This is a genomic window from Klebsiella sp. HMSC09D12 (genome assembly GCF_001808475.1).
Classification (GTDB): domain Bacteria; phylum Pseudomonadota; class Gammaproteobacteria; order Enterobacterales; family Enterobacteriaceae; genus Klebsiella; species Klebsiella oxytoca.
This window is the reverse complement of sequence record NZ_KV793508.1, coordinates 81663-95688: the sequence shown is the minus strand read 5'-3', so window position 1 is coordinate 95688 and position 14026 is coordinate 81663. Positions and strand designations below refer to the sequence as shown.

Below are 14026 nucleotides of genomic sequence, written 5' to 3'. Positions count from 1 at the left end.
AATCAAACCGTCGATTCTATGATAGCCGTTCGCACGGGGATTTAGCATTTTTCCTTTTTTGATTAAAAATGCGGCCGTATACGAACGAACTTGCATGGATAGCCTTACAAGAGTAGCTTTAATAAAAACGTTCGTATACGAACAAAGTATGAGGCGATGATGAAGCTAATTGTTGGGATGACCGGAGCGACAGGCGCTCCGTTGGGGGTTGCGCTGCTTAAAGCGCTGCGTGAGATGCCGGAAGTGGAAACGCATCTGGTGATGTCAAAGTGGGCCAAAACGACCATTGAGCTGGAAACGCCTTACAGCGCCCGTGAAGTCGCCGCACTGGCCGATTTCTCCCATAGCCCGGCGGATCAGGCCGCCGTCATCTCATCAGGTTCATTTCGCACCGACGGCATGATTGTTATTCCCTGCAGTATGAAAACGCTGGCGGGTATTCGTGCCGGTTATGCCGAGGGGCTGGTTGGCCGGGCCGCGGACGTGGTGCTGAAAGAGGGGCGTAAGCTGGTACTGGTACCGCGCGAAATGCCGTTAAGCACCATCCATCTGGAAAACATGCTGGCCCTGTCACGCATGGGGGTGGCAATGGTGCCGCCCATGCCCGCTTATTACAACCATCCTAAAACCATTGAGGACGTCACGGACCACGTTGTCACGCGAGTGCTGGATCAGTTCGGTCTGGAGTATCACAAAGCGCGCCGCTGGAGCGGGTTACGGGCGGTAGAGAATGTTTCACAGGAGAATGAATAATGGCTTTTGATGATTTGCGCAGCTTTTTGCAGGCGCTGGACGACCAGGGGCAACTGCTGAAAATTAGCGAAGAGGTTAACGCGGAACCGGATCTGGCCGCCGCGGCGAACGCCACCGGACGTATCGGCGATGGCGCGCCGGCGCTTTGGTTCGATAATATTCGCGGATTTACCGATGCTCGCGTAGCAATGAATACTATCGGTTCCTGGCAGAACCACGCTATCTCGCTGGGCTTGCCGCCGAATACGCCGGTGAAAAAGCAGATCGACGAGTTTATTCGCCGTTGGGATAAGTTTCCGGTAACGCCGGAGCGGCGGGCAAATCCGGCGTGGGCGGAAAATAGCGTCGACGGTGAAGACATTAATCTGTTTGATATTCTGCCCTTGTTCCGTCTTAACGACGGCGACGGTGGTTTTTATCTCGATAAAGCCTGCGTGGTTTCGCGCGATCCCCTCGACCCGGATAATTTTGGCAAGCAAAACGTCGGCATTTACCGTATGGAGGTGAAGGGTAAACGTAAGCTCGGCCTCCAGCCGGTGCCCATGCATGATATCGCCTTACATCTGCACAAAGCGGAAGAGCGCGGTGAAGATCTGCCGATCGCCATTACCCTGGGCAACGATCCGATTATTACTCTGATGGGCGCTACGCCATTGAAATACGATCAGTCGGAATATGAGATGGCGGGCGCGCTGCGGGAAAGCCCGTACCCTATCGCCACCGCGCCGCTGACCGGCTTTGACGTGCCGTGGGGCTCAGAGGTCATCCTCGAAGGGGTGATTGAGAGCCGCAAGCGTGAAATCGAAGGTCCGTTCGGTGAATTTACCGGCCACTATTCTGGCGGCCGTAATATGACGGTGGTGCGTATCGATAAGGTTTCATACCGTAGCAAGCCGATTTTCGAGTCTCTCTATCTTGGTATGCCGTGGACCGAAATTGACTACCTGATGGGCCCGGCCACCTGCGTGCCGCTGTATCAGCAACTGAAGGCCGAATTCCCCGAAGTGCAGGCGGTCAACGCAATGTACACCCACGGCCTGCTGGCGATTATCTCCACCAAAAAACGCTACGGCGGCTTTGCCCGCGCGGTTGGCCTGCGCGCGATGACCACCCCGCACGGCCTGGGCTACGTGAAGATGGTGATTATGGTTGATGAAGATGTGGATCCGTTCAACCTGCCGCAGGTGATGTGGGCGCTCTCTTCAAAGGTCAACCCGGCGGGGGACCTGGTGCAGTTACCGAATATGTCGGTACTTGAGCTTGATCCCGGCTCCAGCCCGGCGGGAATTACCGACAAATTAATTATCGACGCCACCACGCCGGTTGCGCCGGATCTCCGCGGCCACTACAGCCAGCCGGTACAGGATCTTCCTGAAACCAAAGCCTGGGCTGAAAAACTGACCGCCATGCTGGCCAACCGTAAATAAGGAGGAAAAGATGATTTGTCCACGTTGCGCCGATGAACATATTGAAGTGCTGGCAAAATCGCCGGTAAAAGATGTCTGGACGGTATTTCAGTGCCAGCACTGTTTCTATACCTGGCGCGATACTGAACCGCTACGCCGCACCAGCCGCGAACATTATCCGGAAGCGTTTCGCATGACGCAGAAGGATATTGATGAATCGCCGATGGTGCCGAGTATTCCGCCGCTGCTGGCGGAAGATAAACGATAAAATAAACGGGCCCGCTCAGTCGGGCCTTTTTTATATTTAATGAATCAATGAAAAATCTGTAATCATTAACTTTTTAAATATCAAAAAAGGTTGATAGAGCAGATACGTTTGCGAGCCTTCTTCCAGTTTATAATAAAATCAACGGGTTTGATAAATTACCGATAAGCTTTGCGGCCGGGGAAATATAGAATAGCGGCGGGTGCTTGAGGCTATCTGGCTTTGAGCATTGACAAGGATTCAGATAGACGAAAGCCCCAGGAGATATTTCTATCAACTGAGGCTGACGGATGAACCTGAACAATTCAGATGTTAGTCTCTTCTTTGCAGGGAGGCAAGACATGCTGACAAAATATGCCCTTGTGGCAATCGTCGTACTGTGTATTACGGTACTGGGATTTACGCTTTTGGTGCGCAGCTCGCTGTGCGAACTCAGTATTAAAGAGCGTAGTATGGAGTTTAAAGCTGTTCTCGCTTACGAATCGAAGAAATAGCATCAGCGCGGGGGCAACCCCGCGTATTGGTTGTCAGGATGCATCCTCTCGCACCCAGTTTGCATTTGTTAAAACGGCAGCACCGCAAAGTGCTGTCGTTTTTTCACTTTAAAAGGAACTACACCAGGCTTTTCAGACGATAGAGCCACTCCAGCGCCTGGCGCGGAGTCAGCGAGTCCGGGTCAAGATTCTCCAGCGCTTCAACCGCGGGCGAGGTCTCTTCCGGAGCAGAAAGCAGCGACATCTGGGTACCGTCCACCTGCGTGGCGGCAGCGCTCGGCGCGATGCTCTCCAGTTCGCGCAGCTTCTGCCGCGCGCGTTTAATCACCTCTTTCGGCACACCGGCCAGCGCGGCAACCGCCAGGCCATAGCTCTTACTCGCCGCACCATCCTGCACGCTGTGCATAAAGGCAATGGTATCGCCGTGCTCCAGCGCATCAAGATGGACGTTGGCCACGCCTTCCATTTTCTCCGGCAGCTGGGTTAGCTCGAAGTAGTGGGTGGCAAACAGGGTCAAGGCCTTGATCTTATTCGCCAGATTTTCCGCGCAGGCCCACGCCAGCGACAGGCCATCGTAGGTCGAGGTGCCACGACCGATTTCATCCATCAGCACCAGACTATGCTCGGTGGCGTTATGCAGAATATTGGCGGTTTCGGTCATCTCTACCATAAAGGTTGAGCGGCCGCTGGCCAGGTCATCCGCCGCACCGACACGGGTGAAAATACGATCGATAGGGCCGATTTCGACTTTATCCGCCGGAACGTAGCTGCCGATATACGCCAGCAGGGCGATCAGCGCGGTCTGACGCATATAGGTACTTTTACCGCCCATATTCGGGCCGGTGATAATCAACATTCTCCGCTGCGGAGCGAGGTGCAGAGGGTTAGCGATAAAAGGCTCTTTCAGTACCTGCTCAACCACCGGATGGCGGCCTTCGCTAATACGAATGCCCGGTTTATCGCTGAAGGTCGGGCAGCAGTAGTTGAGGGTCTCGGCGCGCTCGGCAAGGTTCACCAGCACATCGAGCTCCGCCAGCGCGCTGGCGCTCTGCTGCAGGTCGCCAAGATGCGGTAGCAGTAAATCGAAAAGCTCATCGTACAGCTGCTTTTCCAGCGCCAGCGCTTTCCCTTTGGAGGTCAGAACCTTATCTTCATACTCCTTCAGCTCAGGAATAATATAGCGCTCGGCGTTCTTAAGGGTCTGGCGACGGACGTAATGGATCGGCGCATGCTGGCTCTGACCGCGGCTAATCTGGATGTAGTAGCCGTGAACGGCGTTGTAGCCGACCTTCAGCGTATCCAGCCCCAGACGCTCGCGCTCGCGAATTTCCAGCTTGTCGAGGTAATCGGTCGCGCCATCGGCCAGACCACGCCACTCATCCAGCTCCGCGTTGTAGCCGGGGGCGATAACGCCGCCGTCGCGAACCAGCACCGGCGGCGCATCGATAATCGCCCGTTCAAGCAGGTCGCGTAGTTCGTTAAACTCGCCCATTTTCTCGCGAAGCCGCTGTACCGGCGCGCAGTCGACGTCTGCCAGCATCGCACGCAGCGCAGGCAGCTGCTGGAATGCGTGACGCATACGGGCTAAATCTCGTGGACGAGCGGTGCGCAGCGCCAGGCGAGCCAGTATACGTTCAAGGTCGCCAACCTGACGGAGTATCGGCTGCAGTTCAGTGTAATGCTCCTGCAGCGCGCCAATGGTCTGCTGGCGCTCTACCAGTACTGCGGTGTCGCGCGCCGGCATATGCAGCCAGCGCTTAAGCATACGGCTGCCCATCGGAGTGACGGTGCAGTCGAGTACCGAAGCCAGAGTATTATCAAAGCCGCCGGCCAGGTTCTGGGTTATCTCCAGGTTGCGGCGAGTAGCGGCATCCATAATGATGCTGTCCTGCTGGCGTTCCATGGTGATGGAACGGATGTGCGGCAATGACGTACGCTGGGTGTCTTTGACGTATTGCAGCAGGCAGCCGGCGGCACACAGGCCGCGCGGGGCGTTTTCAACGCCGAATCCGACCAGATCGCGCGTACCGAACTGGAGATTGAGCTGCTGGCGCGCGGTGTCGATTTCGAATTCCCACAGCGGACGACGGCGCAAGCCTCGGCGCCCCTCAATCAACGAGGATTCGGCAAAGTCTTCCGCGTACAGCAGTTCGGCGGGATTGGTGCGCTGGAGCTCCGCCGCCATCGTCTCGCGGTCAGCGGGTTCGCTCAGGCGAAAACGTCCGGAGCTAATATCGAGGGTGGCGTAGCCAAAACCTTTACTATCCTGCCAGATGGCGGCCAGCAGATTATCCTGACGTTCCTGCAGCAGCGCTTCATCGCTGATAGTTCCGGGGGTCACAATGCGAACGACTTTGCGTTCAACCGGCCCTTTAGTGGTCGCCGGATCGCCAATCTGTTCGCAAATGGCCACCGACTCCCCCTGATTAACCAGCTTGGCGAGATAGTTCTCCACCGCATGATGCGGGATCCCGGCCATCGGAATCGGTTCGCCTGCGGAAGCGCCGCGTTTGGTCAGCGAGATATCAAGCAGCTGCGATGCGCGTTTCGCATCGTCATAGAAGAGTTCGTAAAAATCACCCATCCGGTAAAACAGCAGGATCTCCGGATGCTGGGCTTTCAGCTTGAGATACTGCTGCATCATGGGCGTATGGGCGTCAAGATTCTCTAGTGTACTCATCAGTTTTGATGTCCATTTACTTAAGTTTTAATGAGTTAGCGGATTTTATTGTTTTCATGACGTCACGCTGCGGCTCATTGGTTCCCGTGAAATTGTGCTTTTCTTTTCATTGACTCATGAGCCGCATGATAACGGAGTCTTCTGGCCAGGAAAACAAGAAGCGGCAACGGCGTGGTGCGGAAAGATTCTCCGGTTGTGTCTGCGTATGACCCGCAGAAAGAGCTGATAACTTCTTTGTTAAAAAAATGTGATCTATGTTAAAATTATTTTACGGTGAATTCATGGTATCTATAATTTATTAATTACCTGGCGTAATTTGTTTTTAGGATATATCTCAGTGTTCTGCGAGTTAAATTTCTGACGCGGGATTGTTCGCGAGGTTAAATCTTTTTTTAATTCCCTGCTAAATGTATTTCTTTTTACCCCCAAAATGATTTGTTAGTATTTTTGCCGACCAGGGGATCTGGATTTTATTAAATTATTAATATTAATTAATAGTCTAATTATTGAAACGGATTTTTCGGTGATGCGGAGGGCTGCAGATTGTTGTGAGAATATACCGCAGCAATTTTATAGCTCCTTACTCTTTAGGATAAAAATTTATAACGCAGGAATTTTCTATGAAACTGAATAAAGTTGCTATGGCTGTGGCATTAACTGCTGCTCTCGGCTCTATGTCTGCTCTGGCTGCTGATACAACCAACGGGGTTATCGAGCTTCAGGGTGAACTGGTGAACACTGCTTGTGGTTTGGCCCCGTCGTCCAGCCCGGTAACCGTTGATTTTGGTCAGGTTCCAGTTTCCCTGCTGCAGGGCGGTGGTCAGGCAACTGAAGCTAAAAGCATCGAACTGCAGTACTGCGACACCACCATCGCTAGCAGCGCCGTTGTTTCCTACACCCCGACTTCGGTTAACCCGAACGATCCTACTCTGGCTGCATTCACTTCTGGTACCGCATCCGGCGCGGGTATCGGCCTGAAAGACAGCGCTAGCCAGACTGTGACCTGGGGCGCGCAGACGACTCCGGTCACTCTGGTTGATGGCACCAACACCATTCCTTTCGTGGCCTTCCTGAAAGCGGAAGCTGCTGCGAGCGGTTCTACCACTACCGTTACCGCGGGTGCATTCCAGTCAACGATCAACTTCACTATCGATTATCAATAATCGATTTTGAATTATCGCTCGCGGGGAGACTTCTCCCCGCGATATTGGAATGGGTGCCAGATAATATGGAATTCTGAGTATGGTTAAGGATACAGAGAAAAAGAGACTGATGGCGTTATTCGTATCGGTATTACTCTTCTCCGGACATGCTTTGAGTACTAATTTTACGCCCGGACAGTTGGCGCTTTCGGGGGAGCTGGTTGCTGCCGCCTGCGATATCGATCCCAACTCGCGCGAACTGTGGGTGGATTTCGGTAATATCTCGGCTCGCGATATTAATATGGACCAGGAAGGTAAGCTGATCCGACCTTTTCTGGTGCGCTTAGTCGGCTGCGCCTCTTTCGGTAGCGAAAATCCATCAACGCCCGGTGCCTATGCCACCATCACCTTTACCGGAAATGCTTCGTCGCAAGACCCGACGGTATTAATTCCGGATGGCGAGGGAAAAGGCTTTGGGATACAGATTCGCGATCGCCACGGGGAGATTTTAACTTTTGGAGAACCCTCTTCCGGGTATCTTCTGAGTGATGAGAATAATACGCTGAAATTTACCGCTTCGTTGGTTCCGGTTCAGCAACATATTAAGGCTGGAGATTTTTACGCCGTCACTCGTTTCTTTATGGATTACAACTAGAAATAAGCCAGCTATTGCTGTTGTAGCTTGTTTGTCGCGCACGATATTTTACTGAATGATTCGGGATGAATAGTCATGTCAGCAGAACTAAAAATAAAAATAATCCTCTCTCAGATCCTTTTTTTCTGCTGTGCTTCTGTGGCTTGCGCCTCCACTGATGTGGAATTCAACACCGACGTCTTGGATGCCGCCGACCGCGACAATATCGATTTAACGCGTTTCGCCACCGACAACTATGTGCCACCGGGCGAGTACTTATTAGACATTAAAATAAATGGTCAGGCTGTAGGGCAGCAAAAGGTTCGCTATCTGGCTTCCAAAGACGAGAAGCATACTCAGGCCTGCATTAACGGCGAAATTCTTGCAAGATTGGCATTAAAAGAAGAAGCCCAGCAGAAGGTCGCGCAGCCGTTTGCCGATTGTTATGACCTCCTCAGCCTTCCGGGCGCCACGCTCAGTAACTACGCCGGGGTGCTGGATATCACCATTCCGCAAGCGTGGATGAAATATAACGATCCAAACTGGACGCCGCCTGAGCGCTGGGACCAGGGGATCGGCGGATTTTTGCTCGACTATAGCCTCACCGGCCAATATACCCGCCAGCTTGATATGCACAAGGATTACAGCACCCTGAGCGGATATGGCCAGACAGGCTTCAACCTCGGCGGCTGGCGCGTACGCGGCGAATATCAGACCAGCTACTACAGCGCGACGCATCAATTTGATTTCGATATGAATCAGTTCTACGCCTATCGTCCGCTGCCGATGATGGCGGCAAAACTGACGGCAGGGGAGATCTATCTTGATTCGCAGGTTTTCGACACCGTTCGTTTTACCGGGCTGAATCTCGCCAGCGATGAGCGTCAACTGCCGCCAAACCTGCAGGGCTACGCGCCGGAAATCCGCGGTCTGGCAAAGACCAACGCTAAGGTGACGGTGAAGCAGAGCGGACGCATCATTTATGAAACGACGGTGCCTGCCGGGCCGTTTAATATTCAGGATTTACGGAGCTCGGTGCGCGGTACGCTGGATGTTCAGGTGGAAGAGCAGGACGGCTCCATCTCCACATTCCAGGTTAACACTGCCAATATTCCTTATCTTACGCGTCCAGGCTACGTGCGCTACAACGTCGCTATCGGTGCGCCGTCCCGCTATAGCCATAAAATTCAGGGGCCAGGTTTCGCTTCCGGTGATTTCTCCTGGGGGATCACCAATGCCTGGTCGCTCTACGGCGGGTTGCAGAGCGCAGGGGCCGAATATACCGCGGTTTCCGCCGGTATCGGTCGCGATCTCAGCGTCTTCGGCGCGCTCTCGCTGGATGCCACGGAATCTTACAGTCAGCAGTCGAACCAAAAGCGACTGAAAGGAACCTCGTTTAAGCTGAGCTATGCGAAAACCTTCGACGAATATAACAGTTCAATTACCTTCGCCGGATATCGCTTCTCGCAGGAGGACTTCCGTTCTTTCTCGCAGTATCTCAACGAGCGTTATGAGGGGTACGACAGTCTTGGCCGTGAAAAAGAAGTTTATACCATCACCGGTAATAAAACTTTCTGGGCTGATGAGCCAGGTAAGGCGACAACCGTCTTTCTGACCTATACCCACCAGAATTACTGGAACAGAAGCAGCCAGGATCGCTACGGCATCTCGTTAGGACGCTCGTTTAACGTCGGTAATATTCGCGGGATCACCACCAATATTTCGGCCTATCGTTCTGATTATGAAGGTCGGAAGGACGACTCTATTGCTCTCTCACTTTCTATTCCGGTTGGCGATAGTAAATGGAGCGGCCTGGACGTGCAGACCAATAACGGTAAAACCAGCCCGATGCTCTCGTATACCGATAGCAGCGACTATAACAACCTGTGGCGGCTGCGTGCGGGAGCGAGCCAGAGCGGTTATGCCAACGTCGACGGCTATTATCAGCGCCGCTCGCAGTATGCCGAAATCAACAGTAACGCCAGCTATCAGCAGGATAACTATCTCTCCCTGAGCAGCACGCTGCGCGGCGGATTCACCGCCACCCGGCACGGCGCGGCGCTCCACAACAGCGGTGCGACGCTCAATACGGCCCGCGTTATGGTGAATACCAACGGTATCGGCGACGTTCCGCTTAATGACGGTAAATCAAGAACCAATAATTTCGGCATCGCCGTTATTCCGGACATCGTGAGCTACAACAGCTTTGACACCCGAGTCGACGTGGATGCTATGTCGGAATCCATCGAACCAGCAAAAGCTATCAGCACCGCCACGCTGACCGAAGGCGCCATTGGCTATCAGACCTTTGGCATGGCGAAGGGCGAAAAAATGATGGGCATTATTCGGCTGGCTGATGGCACCTATCCGCCGTTCGGCGCTGAGGTGATTAACGACGATGGCGTAAGCGTATCCATGATTATGGAAGGCGGGCAGGGATGGCTGGCAGGGGTTAATCCTCAGGAGCTGCTAAGCGTCGTTTGGGGCGGGAAGAAGCAGTGTCAGATCGCTATCCCGCCCACCATAGAGCGTCGTGCGACAGCCGCGCTATTGCCGTGTAAATGACAGTGACAGTAATAAAAGGTCAAAAATGAGCATAACAAGCAACAAACTCTGCTGGATGGGCGCTCTGATGCTGGCGGCGGTAAGCGGTACCGCTCAGGCAGGCGTTTCGCTGGACCGCACTCGGCTGATTATCACCGGTAAAGACAGCTCGGCGAGCGCCAATTTAACCAACACCAGTCCGGATATTCCGTTTCTGGCGCAATCCTGGGTCGAGGATAGCAAGGGCAATAAGATTACCTCTCCGCTGGTGGTGCTACCGCCTTTACAGCGTATCAACGGCGGACAAAAAGGGGTGGCGCGGGTCACCAAAACGGATGGCATTAACCAATTACCGCAGGATCGCGAAAGCCTGTTTTATTTAAGCGTGCGCGAAATTCCGCCCAAGCCGGATAAAGCTAATGTCCTGCAGTTAGCCATGCAGTCGCGGATTAAATTATTTTTCCGCCCGACCGCCATTATTCCCAAAAGCAAAAGCGAGATATGGCAGGACCAGGTCGTCTTCCAAAAGAGCGGAAATAAGATGACCGCGCAAAATCCGACGCCCTATTACATCACCATCATTGGCTTATCCCGCGTTAAGGGTGAAAAAATCACCAAATTCCCGGGGATCATGGTTGCGCCGAAGTCCAGCCTGGAATTCAGCGTCACCGATGGCGGCGTGCGAGAGTTTGCCATGATGTATGTGAATGACTATGGCGGCCATCCCGAGCTGAAATATCGCTGTGAAGGAAATACCTGTAAAGCTCTGCCGCCATCGCAGCAAGGGTAATTAAAGAGGAACCTGATGATGAAAACGCGTTTATCGCTTTTAGCACTGTTTGTATTCGGTATCAGTATGCCCGCGTTGGCCGAGGCTGATATTCCGCTACAGCCGCAGCACTATAACCGGGATCATCAGGGGGAAGATGGCGGTAACGTCATATTCAACGGCTCCGTCTATGCCTCACCTTGCGTGCTGGCGCCGCAGAGCCGTCTGCAGATAATTGAGATGGGTGAAATTAGCGCCCGTCGTTTTCATCAGGCAGGCGACCGCAGCCAGCCGGTGCTGGTTCGCGTTGAGCTCAGGGATTGTCTGAAGGGCGCATCGCAGGCGCGGGACAGCATCGCATCAAGAACGACGGGCAATAGCAAGCACCTCTACACCACCGGCGAGCAGGCGGTACAGCTGACCTTTATCGGCGAGTCCGATGAGCACAATCGCCAGCTGCTGCGCCTGACCGGCAGTATTTCTGGCGCCGGTATTCGCCTGCTGGATATCAAAGAGCGGGCGCTGGATATTAACCAAACGCAGCCGCCGTTTATTGTGAAAACCGGCGACAGCAGCCTGACGTTTATTGCCGTGCTGGAGTCGACCGCGCGTAACGTGACTGCGGGTAATTTTAGCGGACTGCTGCGTTTAAAAATGGAGTATCTGTGATGGCGACAATGCTTATCGGGCGGAAATCTTGCGTCACTATTTTACTCTGCGGCGGTTTATATTCCCTGAACGTCGGTGCGGCGGTTGAAGGGGGAATTTCCCCGGTCGGCGGGCCTAAAATGTATAATATTGACGTGGCCAATCAGGATATTACCAATAATAGCCCCGGAGCAACCATTCCTTATGTCTTTTCCCTGGGTGGACAATATTCTGGGGTTGCCAGCTGTACGATTCCGATGGAAAATCAGGCTATATATTACTCGGCTACCGCATCAATACTGCAGCAGGGAAGTACACCAGGGTATTTAAAACTCAATGATTATATGGATGTAAAAATAGAGATTTATATCCGCGGTGAACGGATGGATTATTTTGCCGTTCCTTTTAATAATGAAACGAACGGAGCGTATCAGAACAAATGCGTTCCGCCAACCACCCAGTTTAATAACTTTGAGTCCGGCGCCCAGGGGCGGGTAACGTTTATGATTACCAAGCCGATTGTCAACGGCGTGAACCTGCTGGGTACAGAAATCGCAAAGCTTTATGGGCGTCTGGGGAATTACAGCGCAGGGATGGGCACTACGCCGATGTCGATTATCTCAATTAATTCCGGGGTGATTACCGTCCCGGATAAATGTGTTGTCAATTCGGGTTCACCGATCACCGTTGATTTCAATACTATCCCCAGCGCGGGTTCCCTGCTTAATGGCAACAACTACAGCCAGTCTGTGCCAATCCAGGTGAAATGCGAAGGAGGAAGCTTTGCAACCGGTAATCTGAATATTCGCCTGGGGATCCAGCAGGCCAATACCGCCAGCTTTAATAGCGATTATTTAGGCACGACTGGCGCCGTCGATCGCTCAAATCTTGGCATTATCCTCAAGGATTCGGGCGGCAATTTAGTTGCGGCGAATAGGTTTTATGACGTCCCGGGTTTTACCAATAACCAGGGAACCTGGAATCTGACGGCCGCGCCGATTGCGAATGCCGGGACCAACGTTCTCGAAGGGGATTTCCAGGCATCGGCCACCGTGGTCGCTGAGTTTCAGTAAGGGGACAGCATGCGTCAATTTATCGCATCAATGGTACTCATAGGTTCGCTATCGGCGGCCACCCCGGCACAGGCTATCGGGGAGCTGATCGGCGGCGATTTAAACTTCAAGGGAACCGTCGTTGCCCATGGTTGCAGTATCGTTCCCTCGTCAAAAAATATCGCCGTAGATTTTGGCGAAATTTCCACTCGTACGCTCTATGCGGAGAGAAAATCCCAACCTAAAGCTTTTGTGATTGAGCTTAAGGATTGCAGTACTGATGTGTTTAATTCCGTTACCGTAACCTTTAGTGGAACGGAAAATGCCAATATGAGCGACCGTCTGGCGATAACGCCGATAGCGCCTAACTCCGCCAGCGGTATTGGCATTGGTTTTGAAGAGAATGATGGTACGGCGATTTCACTAAATACGCCAACGACCGCGGTTGCCATTTCCAATGCCACCATGCAGTTAAATTTTAAAGCTTTTGTGGAAGGGGAACCGGATGCCTTGAGTAACAAAACTTTGCAAACCGGGGCCTTCCAGGCAACTGCGAATTACACCATAAATTACCAGTAGATTAGATCAAGGATGATTAACTATGAGCCGTCATTTCTTTCTCTACGATAAAAACATCTTTTTCGCGGAAGGCGTGCGTTCGGTGGTGGCCGATCTGGCCGCGCATGAAGACGACTGCGCTTTCTCCAGGCTTGACCAATTCTCACAATTGATCAACACCCTGCGTCAGCCAAAGCAAAAAGATGAACTGCGCTGGATCCTCTGCGATGTCGACAGTTTGCCGGATGAGCGTTTTAATGCGCTCTACACCATTAAAGAGTATTACTGCCGGGAAAATCAGCAGCTGGTAATTTTATTGGGAGAAAATAATATCTCTCTGTTTTTTGCGTTGCATTCTTTGCTGCCGGAAGCGAGCTGGCTATTAAAGAATGAATCGCTGGATAATTTTTTTAAATTTATCGAAAGCGCTGATGCCATGGTGGCGAAGAAAATTTTCTTCAGTCGATCCTTAATTAATTATACTCGACAGAAATGGCTAGCCAGGGATTTTAACAACAGCATCTTCAGCGATGACTGGTGGTTAATGGAAGAAATATTCAAAGGGAAAACGCTGTCACAAATTTCCTCTGAGCAAAAAATTGATGTTCGTCGATTGAGCCGCTGTAAACGCGGGCTGATGAAAAAATTAAACGTAAAAAATAACGTGGAGCTGTTTAATATTTTCAAATGCATCGTGGCTACCCCCTGCGTTTAATAACGTACCAGCGATGACATCGCAAGAATTACTGGCAGGTATTTAAGCCAGTAGGTAAGTGTAAGAAAATACATTTCAATATAAATAGTTAAGGATCTAACAAATGAAAAAATTAAGCATGATTGAAGCATCAACAATCATTGGCGGGACCTGCAAGGAAACTTGCACCAGCTCTTACGAGACGGTGGTTGTTGGCGGTATCTCTACCTGTAAACAAGTGACTACCTGTACGGATAAGCACGGTAACTCAACCGTGACCTCCAAAGATGCGCCTGACGGTATGTGTGTTGTACCGAATAGCATCCGTCAGTAATTTCTTATGCGGTACATGGAGGGGGAACCCTCCATGTATTTCTCTGCCGTATT

The 14026-nt window shown here is 52.2% G+C and carries 14 protein-coding genes; 13 read left to right on the top strand and 1 reads right to left on the bottom strand.

All coding sequences use genetic code 11. The features are described 5' to 3' along the window. The first annotated feature begins 159 nt into the window (after window positions 1–159). The 4 genes from HMPREF3178_RS26850 to HMPREF3178_RS26835 all read left to right on the top strand — a co-directional run bounded on the left by HMPREF3178_RS26850 (window position 160) and on the right by HMPREF3178_RS26835 (window position 2918). Complete coding sequence (locus tag HMPREF3178_RS26850) at window positions 160–753, top strand: non-oxidative hydroxyarylic acid decarboxylases subunit B (protein WP_004104955.1); 594 nt, start codon at window positions 160–162, stop codon at window positions 751–753. Continuing rightward, entirely contained in the window at window positions 753–2180 is a 1428-nt protein-coding gene (locus tag HMPREF3178_RS26845; RefSeq protein ID WP_004114871.1) for a non-oxidative hydroxyarylic acid decarboxylases subunit C, read from the top strand. The genes HMPREF3178_RS26850 and HMPREF3178_RS26845 overlap by 1 nt, the downstream gene beginning before the upstream one ends. Before the next feature lie 10 nt (window positions 2181–2190). After that, entirely contained in the window at window positions 2191–2427 is a 237-nt protein-coding gene (locus HMPREF3178_RS26840; RefSeq protein WP_004104951.1) for a non-oxidative hydroxyarylic acid decarboxylases subunit D, read from the top strand. Between the two features lie 338 nt (window positions 2428–2765). Continuing rightward, window positions 2766–2918 carry a Hok/Gef family protein gene (locus tag HMPREF3178_RS26835; RefSeq protein WP_009651623.1) on the top strand — a complete coding sequence of 51 codons (153 nt, stop codon included), beginning with the start codon at window positions 2766–2768 and terminating at the stop codon, window positions 2916–2918. Window positions 2919–3036: 118 nt separating this feature from the next. Here the strand turns inward: HMPREF3178_RS26835 and mutS are convergent, their stop codons facing one another. Further along, complete coding sequence (mutS, locus tag HMPREF3178_RS26830) at window positions 3037–5598, bottom strand: DNA mismatch repair protein MutS (protein ID WP_017145489.1); 2562 nt, start codon at window positions 5596–5598, stop codon at window positions 3037–3039. Window positions 5599–6218: 620 nt separating this feature from the next. Here mutS and HMPREF3178_RS26825 point away from each other — a divergent pair. From HMPREF3178_RS26825 to HMPREF3178_RS26785, 9 genes are all read left to right on the top strand, one after another. Next, on the top strand, window positions 6219–6761 hold the full coding sequence (locus HMPREF3178_RS26825) for a fimbrial protein (RefSeq protein ID WP_004104944.1): 543 nt from the start codon (window positions 6219–6221) through the stop codon (window positions 6759–6761). Between the two features lie 79 nt (window positions 6762–6840). Next, window positions 6841–7395, top strand: a complete 555-nt coding sequence (locus tag HMPREF3178_RS26820; protein WP_004104942.1) for a fimbrial protein — start codon at window positions 6841–6843, stop codon at window positions 7393–7395. A 75-nt stretch (window positions 7396–7470) separates the two neighbouring features. Further along, window positions 7471–9939: a fimbria/pilus outer membrane usher protein gene (locus HMPREF3178_RS26815; protein ID WP_004104940.1), complete on the top strand. Its 2469-nt coding sequence runs from the start codon at window positions 7471–7473 to the stop codon at window positions 9937–9939. 25 nt (window positions 9940–9964) lie between these two features. After that, a complete protein-coding gene (locus HMPREF3178_RS26810) occupies window positions 9965–10708 on the top strand; it encodes a fimbrial biogenesis chaperone (RefSeq protein ID WP_004104938.1) in 744 nt (247 codons plus the stop codon). Between the two features lie 18 nt (window positions 10709–10726). Continuing rightward, a complete protein-coding gene (locus tag HMPREF3178_RS26805) occupies window positions 10727–11356 on the top strand; it encodes a fimbrial protein (protein WP_004104936.1) in 630 nt (209 codons plus the stop codon). Then, on the top strand, window positions 11356–12408 hold the full coding sequence (locus HMPREF3178_RS26800) for a fimbrial protein (protein WP_017145490.1): 1053 nt from the start codon (window positions 11356–11358) through the stop codon (window positions 12406–12408). Before HMPREF3178_RS26805 ends, HMPREF3178_RS26800 begins: the two co-directional genes overlap by 1 nt. A gap of 9 nt (window positions 12409–12417) precedes the next feature. After that, window positions 12418–12966, top strand: coding sequence for a fimbrial protein (locus tag HMPREF3178_RS26795; protein WP_004114804.1), 549 nt, complete (start codon window positions 12418–12420; stop codon window positions 12964–12966). A gap of 22 nt (window positions 12967–12988) precedes the next feature. Continuing rightward, a complete protein-coding gene (locus HMPREF3178_RS26790) occupies window positions 12989–13660 on the top strand; it encodes a helix-turn-helix domain-containing protein (protein WP_017145491.1) in 672 nt (223 codons plus the stop codon). 103 nt (window positions 13661–13763) lie between these two features. Further along, entirely contained in the window at window positions 13764–13973 is a 210-nt protein-coding gene (locus HMPREF3178_RS26785) for a DUF4762 family protein (RefSeq protein ID WP_004104922.1), read from the top strand. Window positions 13974–14026 lie beyond the last annotated feature (53 nt).